The sequence below is a fragment of the Photorhabdus namnaonensis genome (assembly GCF_001684335.1).
In the GTDB taxonomy this organism is placed as follows: domain Bacteria; phylum Pseudomonadota; class Gammaproteobacteria; order Enterobacterales; family Enterobacteriaceae; genus Photorhabdus; species Photorhabdus namnaonensis.
In genome coordinates this window covers 93,336-113,017 of sequence record NZ_LOIC01000018.1, presented here as the reverse complement: position 1 = coordinate 113,017, position 19,682 = coordinate 93,336, and the positions used below count along the sequence as shown (strand labels likewise).

The window sequence follows — 19,682 nt, the reverse complement described above, 5'->3', positions numbered from 1 at the left end:
AATATCTTTCAAAGGGATTATAGTATGTTTCTAGATAAAGTTGAACAGCTTGTTATTCCACTAAACCAACAGCAAAAAGAAATTTATCTTGATCATATAAATAGAGAGGATACCGCAGCGTTCAATATAGGTGGTTATGTTGAGATTAAACAATCTATTAATATAAAAAATCTCGAATGTGCCATAAAACACACTATCCAAGAACACGCGGTACTTCGATGTTCAATAGTAGATAAGTACTCAATGCCGCGTTATTTTGATTCGGATGTGCTAAACAGTACAGTTGAATTTGCTCATATTGTTCAAGACCATCACTTTGAACTGTCTCATTTAGATCTTTCGCATGAAGAAGGGACGGAATCTAAAGCTTTGGCTATTATTGAGCGGATATTCTCTGAGCCATTTAGATTAGCGCAGGATGTTCTTTATCGAGTCGGCTTAATTCAGTTGGCTACAAATCGTTTCTGGCTATACTTTATTTCTCATCACATCATCATTGATGGTGTTGGTTATGCTAACTGGTTTCGAAGTATTTTCGACACTTATCAGCAATTGGGGCTGGGAAATACGCCTAAAGAAAATACGGGGGAACGGTTTCTTGATCTTGCTGCGCAGCCGTTACCGGAGAATTATGGTCAGCAACTCGCAAAGGCTGCTAAGTACTGGAAAGAGTTGCTCCACCAATTGCCGGATGTGCCTTTCCAATGTAGGAAAGAAGGCTTTGACACTGCCGATTCGAGAAAAAATAGCAGGCTTGTATACTTTATCAAACCTGATAGATATCAGTCATTTTTAACCAAGGCGAGTCAATACAATTTAGCAATATCGCCACTTTTTATTACAGCTATTGCTTCCCTAGTAAACCGTATCAACCAAAGTGATGGGGTTCTCATCGGGACGCCTTTACATAATCGTACTACATCAGCTCAACGCAATATGGTTGGCTCGTTTATGTCAATGCTACCGATAATGTGCATGCAAAATGAGCGGATGTCGGTGGCTGAATCAGTCGCAATGACAGCACGTACGATAAAAAGCGGCTATCGTTATCGCTCTTATCCTTCGAGTGCTTTATATAAGGATTTGTCTTTACGTGCTCAAGGTCGTGAACGTCTTTTTGATATTGTTTTTAACTATCAACAGATTGATTTTGATTTCAGCTCTAGTGGCTTGGATACGGAGACTAATTACCTTAGTCATGGGCGAGAAGATATTCCTCTCACCGTTATATTATGTAATTACGGCGATAAGCAAAGCACTCAGCTCCAATTAGACTATCGTCATGATTATTTCTCGTCACATCAGGCTGAACATTTATTGCAAAGTATTATGACTTTGGTTGAACAAATGGTTGCACAGCCTGAAGCGTTATTAACTTCATTTGATCTGGTGAGTAAAGACGTTGAGCAGGAGCTATGGAATCTAAGTCAATCTGCTGTGGCAGGCGAAAAACTTGCTTGCCCGACCATCACATTAGTACATGAGCAAATTGAGCAATATGCGGAACGGCATCCTGATGCCATTGCTATCGTGGATGGCGAACGACAAATGTCTTACGCCACATTGAACAGTAAAGCCAATCAGTTAGCTAACTATTTAATTGAGCAGGGGGTTCGGCCTGATAGCCGTGTTGCGATTTGCTTGCCGCGTTCGAGCGAGATGGCGGCGGCGATGTTGGCGACGCTGAAAGCCGGAGCTGCTTATGTACCGATGGACCCAGATTATCCCGATGGTCGTTTGCAGTTTATGCTGACCGATGCTGAACCTGTTGTTTGCATAACAGTGTCTTCTATTGCACATCGATTCGCAGCATGCAAGATTACAACACTATTGCTTGATGATGCTCAGCTTAATGAACATTTGGCCCTGCGTTCTGTGGCAAATATATCCGCAAGCAATATTGGTTTACAGTTGGAACATCTGGCTTATGTGATTTATACCTCGGGCACAACGGGACAGCCCAAGGGGGTGATGGTTGAGCATAAGCAGTTGAGCCATTTTGTCGCGCATATTACAGAGTCTTATAGACTGACTGAATATGATAAGTTTTTGCAGTTTTCTTCGGTCAGCTTCGATATTTCTGTGGAAGAATGTTTTGGCTCCCTATGCAACGGCGGCGCTCTGGTGTTACGAGCTGATGATATTCATTACGATTTTGATGCATTTTGGGCATTTTGCCGACGCCATGAAATTTCGGTGACCAGTTTACCTACCGCTTTTTGGCATCAACTGGTGAATCACAGTCGTCAACCTATTGATTCTTCACTACGTTTAGTGATCTTAGGCGGCGAAATGGTTAAATCCGTTAGTGCTCGCGAATGGTTCGAGCATGGTCCTGCTATCGAACTTATCAACACATACGGCCCGACCGAAACAACCGTGACCGCATCCGCTTATTGCATGGCATCCCTGGCTGATGTCACGGCGATGATTCCCATTGGTAAAGCTAATTATGGCACCCAACTTTATATATTAGATACGAATTTAAAAAGTGTTCCATCAGGGTTTCAGGGGGAATTATATATTGGTGGAACAGGTGTAACACGCGGCTATCTTAATCGTGAACAAGATAGCGCGAAGTACTTTGTGGCTAATCCTTTTGGTCCGGGGCGACTTTACCGCACGGGAGATATTGTACGTCAGTTACCCGACGGTAATTTAGAGTTTATTGGGCGCAATGATAACCAAGTAAAAATAAACGGTTTTCGTATTGAGCCGGAAGAAATTAGCAATCAATTAATGGATTATCCCGGCATTCATGAAGCGGTTGTCTATCCTCGACAGCTTGGCTCTGATGATCGACTGCAATTAATTGCTTATGTTGTTGCTGAAGGAACCATTAATATTAATGCTATTCGTCTAGCGATGAAGAGCAAACTGGCTGATTACATGTTGCCTGTTGCCGTTGTGCAGTTAGAAAAATTACCACTGACACAAAACGGCAAATTAGATTTTAAGCAATTGCCGCTACCACAAAAACAAGATTATAGTCAGCAGGAATTTGTTGCCCCTGAAGGCGAGGCCGAGCGGGTATTAGCACAACTGTGGCAATCGTTATTAGCTTTAAATAAAGTCAGCCGCCATGACAACTTTTTTGCTCTGGGTGGTCACTCTTTATTAATTATGTCAATGCGAGCAGAGTTGGCTCAGCGTGGTTATGAACTGCCTATGCGCGCGATTTACCGAACTAACACGCTGGCAGAACTGGCATTGCATCTATCTTGTGTCCGTAAAGATGAGGAAACGTCAACCCGCCAAGAGGCGGTAGTTAACAAGCTTGCAGAGCACGTTGAACATATCACGCCTGATATGTTGGATATGGTGACTCTGAATGAAAAAGAGATCGCAATTATTTGCCGACAAGTTGAGGGCGGCGCCGGTAACATACAAGATATTTACCCATTATCACCGTTGCAGGAAGGCATTTTCTTTCACCATCGAATGAATGAAGAGCATGATACTTATATCATTCCCATTCTGATAAAGTTTACTAATGAGCAAAAGCTGACAGCATTTCTACATACGCTTGATAAGATAGTGGCGCGTCATGATATTTTCCGCACCTCTATTCATTGGCATGATTTAACTTCTCCGGTTCAGGTTGTTCATCGAACTGCTTCTGTTCCTTTACAATGGCAAGCTGTTGCTCCAGGTTGCTCAGCATTGGAAACTTTGTCAGAATTATCTGCTATTGAACACCACTATATGAAGCTGGATCGTGCGCCTATGATGCAAGCGATTGCGGCTAAAGATACGAAGAGCGATGCGTGTTTTCTACTATTAAAGCAACATCATTTACTCAGTGATCATATTTCTGTCTTATTGCAAATTGCAGAAATGCACGCTTTGCTTGAAGATCCCAATGTATTATTACCTGCCCCGGTTCAGTATCGTGAGTTTGTTGCTTATTCGTTAAGAGCTAATCAATCCAATAGCGGTGTTGATTACTTTAAAGCTAAATTGTCTGATGTTGCTGAAACCACCGCGCCTTTCGGGTTATTAAATGTTTATAACGACGGATTGAAAATAGAGACTGTCAGAGAATTGGTCGGTCCGCGTTTAGCGCAACAGATTATTGGCTTGTCTATTCAACACTGCATCAGTGCTGCGAATATTTTTTATTTGGCTTGGGCGTTGGTGGTTGCCAAATGCAGCGGTAAATCCGATGTTGTTTTTGGCTCCATGATGTCAGGACGACAGCAAGCTATTCGTGGTAGCGATCGTATTCTGGGTATGTTGATCAATTTGTTGCCTATACGCGTCAACTTGGCGGATTTGTCGGTCAGCGAAGCATTAAAGCAGATTCATGATGAGCTAATTGAGTTAGCCGACTATGAGCATTTTCCGCTTTCCGAGGCGTTGCGTTACAGTGCTTTGCCGGGTGGCACGCCCTTGTTTACCAGTTTGTTGAATTTCAGTCATAAAAGCGAATTAGCTGTCGCCAACCAAAGCCATCATTTTGAAATGATAGGCACTCAAGAGTACACCAACTATCCGTTGGAAATGGGCGTTGAGCAACTCAATGATGATTTCATCATACAAGTTCATGTTGAGTCACAAGTCGGGGCGGATAATGTTCTGACTTATATGAGAACAGCATTGGAAGCGATTATTCATGCGCTTGGTCAAGCTCCGCAAACACCATTGCTGACATTATCCATAACGCCTATTCGCGAACAACAGCGGATTATTAACGAATTTAACAGCCCTGTCGTTGCTTATGATAAAACAGTGGCGATTCATCAACGCTTTGAACATCAGGTAGTAAAAACACCTGCGGCCATTGCTGCTGTATGTAATACAAATCGCATCACTTATGCTGAACTTAATCAGCGCGCTAATCAGTTGGCTCACTACTTGATAGAACAAGGAGTGGTACGCAATCATATTGTTGCTATCTATGCCGAACGTTCCATTGAGTTTGTCATTGCCATACTTGGCATTATGAAAGCCGGCGCTGCTTACGTTCCTTTGGACCCCACTAATCCATCTGAGCGTTTGTCGTATATGTTGGCTGACTCTGGGGTTAATGTGGTTTTAACGCAAAGCCATTTAGATGGGTTAACTTTCAATGGTCAGAAACGTTTTCGGTTGGATGTGGACTGGCCCTCATTGGGTCATTACCCAAATACTAACTTGGAGATTGAGTGTCATCCTGATGATCTGGCTTATATGATTTATACTTCCGGTTCTACCGGCAAACCTAAAGGCGCGTTGGTACACCATGCCGGGGCTTTGAATCATATTGATGCCGAATTTGATGTTCTCGGTTTTATGGGACGTAATAACCAACTGTTATCACGTAACTTTCTACAAAGTGCAGCGTCTTCTTCCGATGTATCTGTGTGGCAATTTCTGGCGCCTTTGTTAAGTGGGGGAAAAACAGTCATTCTGCCTGATGCGATGGATTTGCCTGAATATGTTCGTGTGTTGCAAGACGAACAAATTCATCTGATTCAAACTGCGCCGTCTGTGTTGAAAATATTGTTAGAACACTTGCTTAATCAGGGTGAGGCAGCAACGCCATTGCCGAATCTGAAATGGTTAATGATTATTGCCGAACCTTGTCCTGTGCCTTTGGTTAATCGCTGGTTGCAATATTACCCTGAGATTCCGGTGATGAATGGTTACGGGCCTAGCGAAGCATCGGACGATATTACCTATTTTATTATTGATAAACCGCTAGCAGAGCAGGTTAAAAATATTCCTATAGGCAAGCCGTTGCCAAACCTGACCATGTATGTTCTGGATCAGCATATGCAAATTTTGCCGACTCATGTTATTGGCGAATTGTGCGTGTCCGGTGTTGGTGTGGGCAAAGGTTATTGGAATAAACCTGAAAAAACGGCAGAAAGTTTTAAAGATAACCCCTTCCACACCATGAATGGGCATGGAGTTCGGCTTTATCGCACCGGCGATTTAGGTTATTGGAACGCCAACGGCAATCTCGAACTCATTGGGCGTATCGATAATCAGGTAAAAGTTCGAGGTTTTCGTGTTGAACTGGGGGAAGTTGAATCGGCTTTAGTGAAGTTATCCCAAGTGGCGGAAGCAGCGGTACTGGTTCATAAAGACAGAACGGGTGAAAATTGCTTGGTCGCTTATCTGGTATTAACTGCAAATGTTGCTCAGGTCGAGCAGATTGTTAATAACATTAAGCAGGGATTAAGCCATCACTTACCGGATTATATGCTCCCCGGCTACTATGAGATTCTGGATAAGATGCCATTGAACGCGGCGGATAAAATTAATCGCCATGCATTGCCGAAGCCTTGTTTAATTAATCATCACGTTGAGTGGGTTGAACCTGCCAACAAGATAGAGCAAGCATTAGCCGGTATTTGGCAATCAGTACTCAATGTTAACCAGGTCGGTCGAAACGACAATTTTTTCTACCTCGGCGGCCACTCTTTATTGGTCATTCGGGTCATTTCAAAAATACGTATAGAATTTGGACGGGAAATTGCCGTTAAAGCTATTTTTGATCATCCAACGCTTGCCGAGCTTGCGGCTATGCTTGAACAGCAGACAGTGACGACAGTGGATTCGATTCCCAAACAGCCACGAACCGGTGAATTACTGCCTCTGTCATTTGCGCAAGAACGCTTGTGGATTCTTAGCCAAATTGATCAAAGTAGTGCGGAATACAATATGCCCATTGCATTTGCTGTTGAGGGCGAATTTGATGTTGGCGTAGCTGAACTCGCACTCAATCAAATCATCGAGCGCCATGAAATATTACGTACGGTCTACATTAAGAAAAACGGCAATCCGTTCCAGCAAATTTTATCTGGAAGAAATCTGACGCTTACTTATATTGATTTAACCTGTATGCCGAAGGAGCAACAAAGTCAGCATGTGGCTGAATTAATGGCAGAGGACGCTAGACAAGTTTTTGATCTAAGCCGCGATCTAATGATTCGCGCCACCTTTATTCAGCGCCAAGCCAATAATGGCGTATTGCTATTTAATGCTCATCATATTGCGTCTGACGGTTGGTCTGAAGATATTCTTACCCATGAGTTTGTTGCTCGTTATGACGCTTTACGCAATGGGAACAATGTCGAAATAAAGGAACTTGATATTCAATATGCTGATTTTGCAGTTTGGCAACGTGACAGGCTGCAAAGTGAGTATTTAGCGTCGCAGATCAGCTATTGGAAACAGCAGTTGGATGAGATACCACCAGTACACGATTTGCCGCTGGATAGACCGAGACCGAAGATAAGGCAACATCAAGGCGCGGTGGTGACAGGCTCATTGCCGGAGGAGACGACGCAAGCACTTGTCAATTTAGCCAGACAATATCAACTGACTCCGTTCATGCTGTTCCATGCTGCGTTGGCATTATTACTCTCTCGTCACAGCAACAACCATGACATTGTAATAGGCACGCCGGTGGCGAACCGTTTGCAGGCAGAGCTGGAAACGCTGATTGGCTTCTTTGTCAACACCTTGATACTACGAGTGGATACCAGGCATGCGATGCTTAGTGATTACCTTTCTCATGTCAAACAGGTGCATCTGGAGGCTCAGGCCAATCAAGATGTGCCGTTTGAACAACTGGTTGAACAGTTACAAGTAACAAGAAGTACAGCATATACGCCATTGTTCCAAATCATGTTGACGACTGATACAGATTATGGACTGACTAGTGACGTTGGCGAGGTTACTTTCAGCCTGCCGGGAATGAAGCTGAATTCAATAGCTCCGAACCATATCCAAACCAAGTTTGATTTCAATATTGATCTAAGTATTAGTGAAAATAGACTGCATTTGCACTGGGTCTATGACACCAGCTTGTTCAGTCATGAACATATTGAGCAGCTCAATGATCACCTGTCGCGTTTACTGATAGGGCTGGCCGAAGCGCCGAAGGCCGATGACGATACACGAGTTTCGCTTGCCGACCTGCCGATGCTGTCAAATGTGGAGATCGAGTACCTGCGGCATACTCTCAATGATACCTATGTAGAATATCCAAAGAACAAGTGTATCCACGAGCTGTTTGAACAACAGGCCGAAGAAAACCCCGATAATGTTGCGCTGGAGTGCGGCGATCGCCAATTGACTTACAGGCAGCTCAATGAAAAATCCAACCAGTTGGCGCACTATCTGCGGGAACGCCACGCTATTGAGCCGGATACGCTAGTGGGTTTATGTGTGGAGCGTTCACTGGAGATGGTCATCGGCATTTTGGCGATCCTCAAGGCGGGGGGCGCTTATGTGCCGCTGGACCCAAGATATCCTCAGGAACGTCTGGGTTACATGTTGGAGGATGCACAGCTTGAGGTAGTGCTGATCCAGTCACATCTGGAGCAGGTGCTGTCAGGTTTCGACGGTCATCGGGTGATATTAGATAACCTTGGCTGTGCGAGTAGCCAAATCAGCACGGCATACAGTCATTACCCTACCACTAATCTGGATAAGCATTCATTGGCATTGACTGCCGGTCATCTGGCTTATGTGATTTACACCTCAGGATCAACGGGTAAACCTAAAGGGGTGATGATTGAGCATCGTAATACAATTGCCATGCTCAGTTGGGCTTGCTCGAAATATACAAAGGAGGACATTGCTTGTGTTCTCATGTCAACCTCTCTGAACTTTGATTTATCAATATTTGAACTATTTTTACCTTTAGTCTCGGGTACACAGGCATGTATTGTTGAGGACATTCTGGTGCTGCATCAAGGCATTGACTGCAAGGTGACCCTGATAAATACAGTACCTTCGGCAATGAACTCTCTGGTTGAACAAAATGCGATACCGGAGGGGACTAGGGTTATTAATTTGGCCGGCGAGGCGTTATCTGCAAATTTGGTCAATGCAATATATGAGAAAAATCAAGGTGTAACAGTTTATAACTTATATGGACCGTCAGAGGATACGACATATTCTACTTGGGCGAAATTGGATTCTCCCGTGCGCGCCACACCGGCTATTGGCAGGATCATTAGCAATAGTCAGGCTTATATTTTGGATAAAGAGCAACAACTGGTGCCTTACGGCTCTACGGGGGAGCTTTATATCGGCGGCGCGGGCTTAGCCCGTGGTTATCTCAATCGTCCTGAACTCACGAAGGAACGCTTCGTTGCCAACCCATTTCATGATACAGCCAATACCAATAGTAGTGAGCGTTTGTACAGAACCGGCGATTTGGTGCGCTACCTGTCAGACGGTAATCTGGAATTCATTGGTCGTATTGATGATCAGGTGAAAATCCGTGGTTTCAGAATAGAGTTGGGTGAGATTGAGTATCAACTCAATCAGCAAGCTGGGGTGAACTCATCTCTAGTGCGGGTCACGACAACCTTGGCAGGCGACAAACAACTGGTTGCCTATATCAAACAGGTATCGGATAAGCTGATGAATGAGCGTACAGAATGGCAGCAGGCTCAAATTCAGTTTATTCAGGATATCAAATCTGCATTAGCCAAATCCTTGCCGGACTACATGATACCGTCAGTTATGATGATGGTTGAAGAATGGCCGCTGACGCCTAATGGCAAGATTGACCGAAAGAGGCTGCCTGAACCTAATCCAGAGCATGATAAAAGCGATAATTTTATTGAGCCGGTTGGTGACGCGGAAATCTCTTTGGCGGCAATTTGGCAAAGGGTACTGAATATCAAACAAATATCGCGTAACGATAACTTTTTTGCACTAGGCGGTCACTCATTATTGGCAATCAAATTAGTAACGGAAATCAATGCTGCATTTGTCATTGAGCTTGGCGCTATGCAGGTTTTCCAGACACCTCTCTTGCATGAACTTGCAGAATTAATCTGCAATCAGCAATTACAAGGGCAAATCCAAAGTGAGCTTGAAACGGCAGGTGAAGAGGGGTGGTTATGATGGACATGTTTAAATTAGTTAAAGACGCTTATGAGCAGGGTGTATTGCTATTCAGTAAAGAGGGTAAGTTAGGGTTTAAGCTAAAAGGGGCTCACTTCCCCGATGAACTAAAAGCCAAGATTCAAGCACACAAAGCTGAGCTGATTGATTTTCTTGATAAAAACAGAGTGGATATCCTTGGTAATGAAACGGTGATTGAACCGACTCTTCGAACCCATGAGTTGCCTCTAAGTTCTTCACAGCAACGGGTCTGGTTTATCGAGCAGTTTGGCGGTGGGAGCACCGCCTACAACATGGTGTCAGCTTATACGGTAAGTGGTGAATTTGAATTGGCGGCGGCGAATCTGGCCTTGCAAACCATCATAGATCGGCACGAAGTGCTGCGTACTGTTTACCACAGCGATGAAAATGGAACCCGGCAGGTTATCAAGCCGGAATGGTCATTCGAGATAGCCCAATCAGATATCCATGATATAGGCGAAGCCGGGCAAAAGGCATGGGTTGAGCAGGCCATTCAGGATGAAATGACCTACCGATTTGATTTGGCACAGGATGTGATGGTGCGTTGTCGCTATATCAGCACCTCGATGAAGCAGGGCGTGCTGTTATTTAACATGCATCATATTGCTTCCGATGGTTGGTCGATGGGGATATTGGTTAAAGAGTTTGTGGGCTTGTATCAGGCTTACCGTCAAGGCTGGGCTAACCCGTTACCTGCGCTGGAGATTCAGTATGCCGATTATGCAGTCTGGCAGCGCAGCCCAGAGAGAGAAGCTCAGTTAGCGGCAGGGTTAGCATATTGGCAGCAACAGTTATCGGATTTACCCCCGGTACACGGGTTGCCTCTGGATTACGGGCGACCAGCCAACCAGACCAGTCATGGCCGCAGTTATGAATTTAGACTGGACAACGAGGTTAACAAAGGGTTGCAGCAACTGGCACAGGCACGGGGCTGTACTCTTTTTATGGTGTTGCATGCGGCGTTTACGGTATTGCTCGGTCGTCACAGCGGGCAACGGGATATTGTGGTGGGAACCCCGGTAGCTAACCGTTTGCAGACATCATTAACGCCGTTGATAGGCTGTTTTATGAATACTTTGGTGTTGCGCAGCGAGTGTGATCTAGAACGATCATTCATCGATTACCTAGGCTCGGTCCGGGAGATAAACCTGGCTGCCCAGCGGCATCAAAATGTCCCATTTGAGTTGTTGGTGGAGCGGTTACAGCCGGAACGTAGCACCAGTTATTCACCGTTATTCCAAATCATGTTTTCTATGAATACGAATGACAGAGTGGAGTTGCAACTGGAAGGGGTAAATTTGCGGCCGCGACCAGAGCAGACCCGCAATGCGATGTATGAATTAACGTTAGAGGCCCAGCAGACAGAGGAGGGTCTGACTTTTAGTTTCGAATACAACACGGATTTGTTTGCAGAAGAGACAATCAAGCGGCTAGCGGCGCGTTTTACGACTTTGCTGATGGGTATAGTGGCCTCTCCGACCGAAAAGCTTGGCGATTTGGCTCTGTTACCATTGGAAGAGCAGGATTACCTGTTGCACAGTTTGAACCAGACAGCGGTAGAGTATGATCGTAGCCAATGTATTCATGAGCGGATAGAGGCGTTTGCTGAACAAACGCCGGATGCTATTGCGCTGGTCTTTGGTGACCAAAAGCTGACTTATGCGCAACTTAATACCAGAGCCAATCAGTTAGCGCATCAATTAAGAGCTATGGGCGTTTCAACGGGTGGGCGAGTTGCTGTGTTGTTGCACAGAGGCATCGACATGGTTACCGCACTATTGGCCGTGATGAAAGCAGGAACTGCGTATATTCCGCTTGATCCCAGCTTTCCGGTTGACCGAGTGCAGTACATGCTGAGCGATGCGGAGCCACAATGTATTATAAGTAACCGCGAATGTGCATCACGAGTAGTCGGTTTTGCGGAATTAACCTGCTTACTGGATCATATTGACCTTAGCCAATCACCCACTACAAATATTCCTAAACAGTCGATCGGTTTAACAGCATCTGCGCTGGCCTATGTGATTTACACCTCAGGATCTACGGGCAAGCCCAAAGGTGTTATGGTCAGCCATGCTGCGGTTAATAACTTCTTAATCTCAATGCAAGATAACTTGCAGTGTGTGGCACAGGACAAGGTTTTAGCCATCACGACTATTTCCTTCGATATTGCGGTGTTAGAACTCTATCTGCCTTGGCTGTCTGGAGCTGCCTGTGTCATGGCGGCGCAGCAGGACGTGACTGATCCCGCCAGGCTGGCGGCACTACTCGAACAGCATAACATTTCACTGTTACAAGCTACGCCAACAACTTGGAATATGTTGCTTCAATCCGGCTGGCAGGGGCGCTCGTCGTTAAAAATGATCAGTGGCGGCGAGGCTTTGCCATTAGCGACAGCAACGGCATTGTTGGGCAAAGGTAACGCTCTCTGGAATATGTACGGGCCGACGGAAACCACAGTTTGGTCAACCATTGCGAAACTAGACGTACAACTACTTGAGCAGCAACTTGTCACTATCGGGTTACCGCTAAACAACACCACAATTTATTTACTTGATGAACAGTTAAAACCGGTGCCTTTTGGGGCGGTGGGAGAGCTATGCATCGGTGGTGATGGGCTTGCTGATGGCTATTTTAAACGTGAAGATCTGACTGTCGAGCGATTCATTAACCTGACCTTCTCCGATGGTTTAACCACTAGGGTTTATAGAACGGGTGATCTTGCCCGTTACACTACCGAGGGTTCACTTGTCTATTTGGGCAGAAATGATTACCAAGTGAAATTACGGGGCCACCGAATTGAACTTGGCGAAATTGAACAGGTTATTAACCTGTTTCCACAGATAATCCGTTCTGTTGTGGTTGCGCTCAACGATCAGCAAACACAGCAATATCTAGCGGGTTATGTGGTCGCCGAGCGACAAATTGATATTGATGCGCTACGTCAATACCTTGAACAGACATTGCCAGCTTATATGTTGCCGCGGGCAATTATTCAGCTCGAAACATTGCCACTGACGCTCAATAACAAGATTGATCGCAAAGTGCTTCCGGCACCGCAAGACAGTGATATTGCGGTTAAAGCCAGTACGCCGCCTGTCGGAGAAACAGAAGAAGCACTGGCAGCTATTTGGTGCGAAATGCTAGGCATTGAGCAAATAGGCCGGGATGACAACTTTTTTATGGCTGGAGGCCACTCATTAATTGCGACTAAAGTGATCACAAAGATCAATGAGCAGTTTCAATGCGGTTTGCAGGTGAGAGATATCTTTGAAGCTGCGACAGTGGCTTTACTTGCAGAGAGAGTGCCTTATGCGGCGTCGGATAAGTGTTATCAAACAATTCCTATTATTGAACGTAAGACAAATTTATTGCCGCAATCTTATGCTCAACAACGGATCTGGTTTATCGAGCAGTTTGGCGGAGATAGTACCGCCTACAACATGGTGTCAACCTATACGGTAAGCGGTCAATTTGAACTGGCGGCAGCGAATCTGGCCCTGCAAACCATCATAGATCGGCACGAAGTGCTGCGTACTGTTTACCACAGCGATGAAAATGGAACCTGGCAGATTATCAAGCCGGAGTGGTCGTTTGAGATAGCCCAATCGGATATCAGTGGCATGGGCAAAGCCGGGCAAGAAGCGTGGATTGAACAGGCCATTCAGCATGAAATGACTTACCGATTTGATTTGGCGCAGGATATAATGGTGCGTTGTCACTACATCAGCACCTCAATGGAGCAAGGTGTGCTGTTATTTAACATGCATCATATCGCTTCTGATGGCTGGTCAATGGGAGTATTGGTTCAGGAATTTACGAGTTTGTACCGGGCTTATCATCAAGGTCGAACTAACCCGTTACCGGCGCTGGAGATTCAGTATGCCGATTATGCGGTCTGGCAGCGCAGCCCAGAGGGAGAAGCTCAGTTAGCGGCAGGGTTAGCATATTGGCAACAACAGTTGTCGGATTTACCCCCGGTACACGGGTTGCCTCTGGATGACGGGCGACCAGCCAACCAGACCAGTCATGGCCGCAGTTATGAATTTAGCCTGGACAACGAGGTTAGCAAAGGGTTGCAGCAACTGGCGCTGACACAGGGTTGCACTCTTTTTATGGTGTTGCATGCGGCGTTTACGGTACTACTCAGTCGTCACAGCGGGCAACGAGATATTGTGGTGGGAACCCCGATAGCTAACCGTTTGCAGACATCATTAACGCCGTTGATAGGCTGTTTTATCAATACGCTGGTATTGCGCAGCGAGTGTGCGCTGGAACAATCGTTTATCGATTACCTGAGATCGGTCCGGGAGGTAAACCTGTCTGCCCAGCGGCATCAAAATGTCCCGTTTGAGTTATTAGTGGAGCGGTTGCAGCCGGAACGCAGCACCAGTTATTCACCGTTATTCCAAATCATGTTTTCTATGAATACGAATGACAGTGTGGCGCTGCAATTGGAAGAGGTCAGTTTGTGTCCGAGGCCGGAGCAGACTCGCAATGCGATGTATGAATTGACACTGGATGCCAGCCAGACAGAGGAAGGTCTGACTTTTAATTTCGAGTACAACACAGATTTGTTTGCAGAGGAGACGATCAAGCGGCTGGTGGTACGTTTTACGACCTTGTTGATGAGCATAGTGGCTTCTCCATCCGACAAGCTTAGCAATTTGGATCTATTGCCGCCGGAAGAGCGGGATTACCTGTTGCACAGTCTGAACCAGACCACAGTAGAGTATGACCGTAGCCAATGTATCCATGAGCGGATAGAAACGTTTGTCGAACAAACGCCGGATGCCATTGCGTTGGTCTTTGGGGACCAGCAGTTGACTTATGCGCAACTTAATGCCAGAGCCAATCAGTTGGCACATTATTTGGTTGCTCAGGGCGCCAAACCGGATTCAATGATTGCGATATGTATTGAACGAAGTATTGACATGATGGTGTCGGTACTTGCCATCTTGAAATCGGGTAGTGCCTATTTGCCTCTCGATCCTGCCTATCCGCAAGAAAGGCTGGCTTATATTATTGATGATGCACAGCCTTTGATGGTGATAACTAACAGTCATAACAAAAAGTTATTGCCTGAAAATAGTCCATTTAGCATTGATGTGACGACAACCTCGTTTACAGGACTTTCAACCGACAATATTTCCGCCGCTGAATTGGGTTTATGTTCTACCCACTTGGCTTACGTTCTTTATACATCGGGTTCTACGGGCATGCCGAAAGGTGTGATGATTGAACACCGGGCATTGGTGAATCTGGTGGTGGGGCTTGCAGATGCCTATCTTTATTCAAAACAGGATCGGGTACTGCAATTTGCCGCTCTCAGTTTTGATATGTCTATTGAGGAAATATTCGGCGCTCTTGGCAATGGCAGTACTTTAGTCTTACGTGGCGAAGATTGGTTGATGGATGTCGCTACTTTCTGGCAAAGGTGCCGGGAATACCAGATCAGTGCGGTGAATTTGCCAACCACGTTCTGGCACGAAGTGGTCAGTGAAGAGACGGTTTTGGTCCCTGAGCATATTCGCCAAATCAGTGTCGGAGGCGAGCAGATTAAGCCGGATAAAGTGGTTGCATGGTACCAGCGACCGGGGCATTTACCCCGTTTAGTCAATGCCTATGGGCCAACGGAATACACAGTCAATACTTGCATTGCCTACGATTTTCAGGGGGACACCCTCAGTATCGGGCGTCCAATCCAAAATACGGCCATCTTCTTGTTGGATAAAAACCAGCAGCTTGTGCCTTTTGGTGCTGTTGGTGAAATTTGTGTCGCGGGTGACGGCGTTGCACGGGGCTATATCAACAAAGAACAATTAACCCGTGAACGATTTATTGATAATCCTTTTGTAAGTCGTTATCCAAAACTCTATCGAACCGGCGATTTGGGGCGTTACTCTCTGGCAGGGGATATCCAATATTACGGGCGTGATGACCATCAGGTTAAGATCCGTGGATTCCGTATTGAGCTAGGGGAGATAGAAACAAGGTTGCGCAGCCTACCTGCAATTCGCGATGCGGTTGTTATTGCTCGGGAGGATGAATCATCTCACAAGTATTTGGCGGCCTATATCACCCTTGATGGTCAGCAGAAAATTGTTGAGATTCGACACCTATTAAGTCAGCAATTACCAAGCTATATGGTCCCCGCCGCTTTTGTGGTGCTAGAGGAGATACCGCTTACTGCCAACCGTAAAGTGGATCGTAAAGCGCTCCCTAAACCAGATTTTGTTGCTCAAGGGGAAATTGACTATATCGCGCCAGCCACTGAACAGGAAACATTGCTGGCTGAAATTTGGCGAATCCTGTTTGGTTTGGCACAAGTCAGTGCTGTTGCTAACTTCTTTGAGTTGGGTGGTCACTCGTTGTTGAGCATGAAGATGCTATCCCATATTAAAAAGCAGGGTTATCGATTGGATATTCGGGCCTTGTTTGAGTACCCGAAATTACGGGATATGGCGAAACAACTTTACGATCCACTACAGGCAACCGAGCAGGAATCACCGCAGCTAACAACCCATGAAGCATTGGAAAGTAGGGTTTCCCTATCGGAGGCTGAGCGGGCCTTGATCGTATCTCAGTCGCCGGGAGGTGAGCAAAATATTGTCGGCATTTATCCTTTGGCGCCATTACAGGAAGGGATCTTATTCCATCACATGATGTGTGGGCGATCTGACCTTTATGTGACGCCGATGCTGTATTCATTTCCGTCAAACAGCGAGATGGAAAGCTTTATTGGAGCATTGGATAAAATAGTACAGCGGCATGATGCGCTGCGAACCGGCATTTTTTGGAGAGGTATTGATGAACCGGTGCAGGTTGTCTATAAAGAGGCGCCATTGCCGGTGGTTGACATTGATTTGAGGGATGATGTTGATATCCAGCAGCAGTTAGCGCAGTTTATGGAACCATCACAACAATGGATGGATGTTACTCAGGTGCCGTTGGTCAGAGTAACCCGGTTTATCGACCGCCAGCAAAAGCAGCGTTATGTTATGGTTCAAGAGCACCACCTGATAAGTGATCATGTGTCATTGGAGATTATTCAAGAAGAGTTGCTGGCTATCTTGGCAGGTGATGAAAAGTCACTGCCGGAGGCGTTGAGTTATCGGGAGTTTGTCTTAAACGCCATCAGCAAAACCGATACCAAAGCGGCGCAGCAGTTTTTTACCGAGCAATTGGCTGGGGTTGATGAAATCACGGCGCCCTTTGGGATCACAAGTGGAATGGTTGACAATAACTTATTCACTGAAATCCAAATTGGCTTGCCTGCGGATTTATCCGCACAGATTCGTCGATCTTCTTCTGTATGGCAGATAAGTCCTGCGCTTATTTTTCACATGGCGTGGGCATTGGTTCTGGCAAAAACCAGCGGCGCTAAAGATGTTGTATTCGGCACTGTATTATCTGGTCGTTTGCAGGGTGTTGATAATGTTGAGCGAGTCGTTGGTTTATTCGTTAATACCTTGCCACTGCGTGTTGATTTGAGTCAGTTGAGCGTTGCTCAGTTAATGCAGGAAATGCAACAGAAACTGGTTAGCTTGTTGCAATTCGAGCAAGTCCCGACTGCGGTTGCTGAACAGTGTAGCAAATTGGTCGGTTCTAGCCGTTTATTCGACAGTATTTTGAATTACCGTCACTCCGAAGTGAGTGGCGAGACAAGTGAGCTGAACCAACGTTGGCAAAAAACCGGCATCGAGTTGGTCGATGTAAAAGAACGTACCAATTACCCGATTACCCTATCCATTGACGATTTTGGCGATGATTTTGCTGTTGCAGCCCAAATCGACAGTCGATTTGATGCTGAACGCTTGGTGGCGTATCTCATCAATGCCTGCGGGCAACTTGTTGCTGCTTTGCAAAGTCAAGTACAGGTTGACGCACTGTCACTTGATATCCTTGATGCTGAGGAGCGGGTGTTCCTGCTGCATTCGTTAAATCAAACGGTATTCCCGTATGACAACTCACACACTCTGATTGATAGATTCGAAGCTCAAGTTAAGGCGACTCCTGATGAGATTGCGTTGAATTTTGCTGGCGAGACGATGACGTATTGTGAGTTAAATCAGCGAACCAATCAACTCGCGCAGTATCTCCTGAACTGTGGGGCGAAAGTGAATACTCCCATTGTGATGTTCATTGAACGCTCCTTTGAGATGGTCATCACTGTTATCGCCATCTTAAAAACGGGTGCTGGTTATGTGCCGCTGGATACCTCATTACCGACAGAACGCTTAGACATCATTCTTGGTGATCTGTCTGATGAAATCTTAGTAACGATGTGCGCCTTGAGTAATAGGTTTGCGGCAAAACGCCAGAAAATCGTCCTGTTGGATGATCCGTGTACAACAGAGATCTTGGACAAACAGCCAACCAGCAATTTGACAATCGAATACTCTCTGGATTACCTCGGTTACGTGCTCTACACCTCAGGCTCGACGGGTAAACCTAAGGCGATTGAAATGCCGCAGCGGGCGCTGAGTAATTTATTACAAGGTATTCGCCAGCTTGAGCCAGCGCTTACGGGGCCGAACCGTTGGTTGCAATTCTCATCAATTGGTTTTGATCTCAGTTTTGAAGACATATTCATGCCGCTGTTGTCTGGGGGTTCCGTACAACTTATTGATAAATCGACTCAATTGGATACTCGGCTGCTCGCGAAGCAAATCCAGCAGTCGCAACTTCAAGTCCTGAATTTACCTTATGCCGTATTGCAGAATCTGGCTGAGTATAGCGGAGCCAATGGGCTACAGTTTCCCGAATTAAGGGTTATTATTTCGAGCGCTGAAAGGCTCAAAATCACGGCGGCCATCAGACAATTTTTCACCACACATCGTCAATGTAAGTTAGTGAACCACTATGGCCCGGCTGAGACTCATGTCGTAACGTCGAAGACATTACAGGGAGAACCGGTCTTATGGCCTGATTTGCCGACGATTGGCCGATCATTGCCTAACCTGGCCTGTTATATTTTGGATGAGTATTTGCAGCCAGTCCCTATGGGAGCCATCGGCGAGCTGTATTTAGCTGGAGACTGTTTATCCAGAGGTTATTATCAGCAGCCTCAACTCACCGCAGAGCGTTATCTTGATTGCGATTGGGTTCTTGGGAAACGCGTGTATCGAACCGGGGACTTAGCCAGCTTTCATCAAAACGGTGAAATCAACTACTTTGGCCGCAACGACCATCTGGTCAAGATCCGTGGTTTTAGAATTGAACTCGGTGATATCGAAGCCCAATTGAGTAAGTTCGATGGCATAACCGGAGCCGTAGTCATTGCTATCGATACAGAGGCGGGTGATAAGCAGCTTATCGCTTATTTTATCGCGGCTAACCCATTGGATTTATCTGAAATTAGAGCCTATTTATCGGCTAGTTTGCCTGATTACATGTTGCCGTCCGCATATGTGCGGATGGCGGCTTTTCCGCTGAATACCAATGGTAAAATAGATCGTAGCCGCCTGCCGCAACCTAGCGCGGACAACTTTGTCAAAGCCGAATACATCGCGCCAGTAACAGAGCTGGAAAAAAGCGTCGCGAAAATTTGGCAGGGGTTGTTGCGACAAGACAAGGTAAGTATGGCCGATAACTTTTTTGATTTAGGTGGCCATTCCTTATTAGCTATGAAGCTAATTTCTCGAATTGAACAGGCGTTTTCCGTTGGCGTACCCATTGCGATCGTGTTTGAAAGATCAAGATTGGAACAGTTATGTGATTGGCTTGAAAAAGAAATGGTGATTCAGCGTAACAAGTCAGTTGGGGATGTAGTGGAAGAATATGAGGTAACCGAGTGGTGA

At 45.9% G+C, this 19,682-nt stretch carries 2 protein-coding genes; both read left to right on the top strand.

Translation table 11 applies throughout. The features are described from left to right. The first annotated feature begins 24 nt into the window (after positions 1-24). A complete protein-coding gene (locus tag Phpb_RS02780) occupies positions 25-9,858 on the top strand; it encodes a non-ribosomal peptide synthetase (RefSeq protein WP_065389073.1) in 9,834 nt (3,277 codons plus the stop codon). Beyond that, the gene (locus Phpb_RS02775) at positions 9,855-19,682 is read left to right on the top strand and encodes a non-ribosomal peptide synthetase (RefSeq protein WP_065389072.1); all 9,828 of its coding nucleotides are present in this window, start codon (positions 9,855-9,857) and stop codon (positions 19,680-19,682) included. The genes Phpb_RS02780 and Phpb_RS02775 overlap by 4 nt, the downstream gene beginning before the upstream one ends.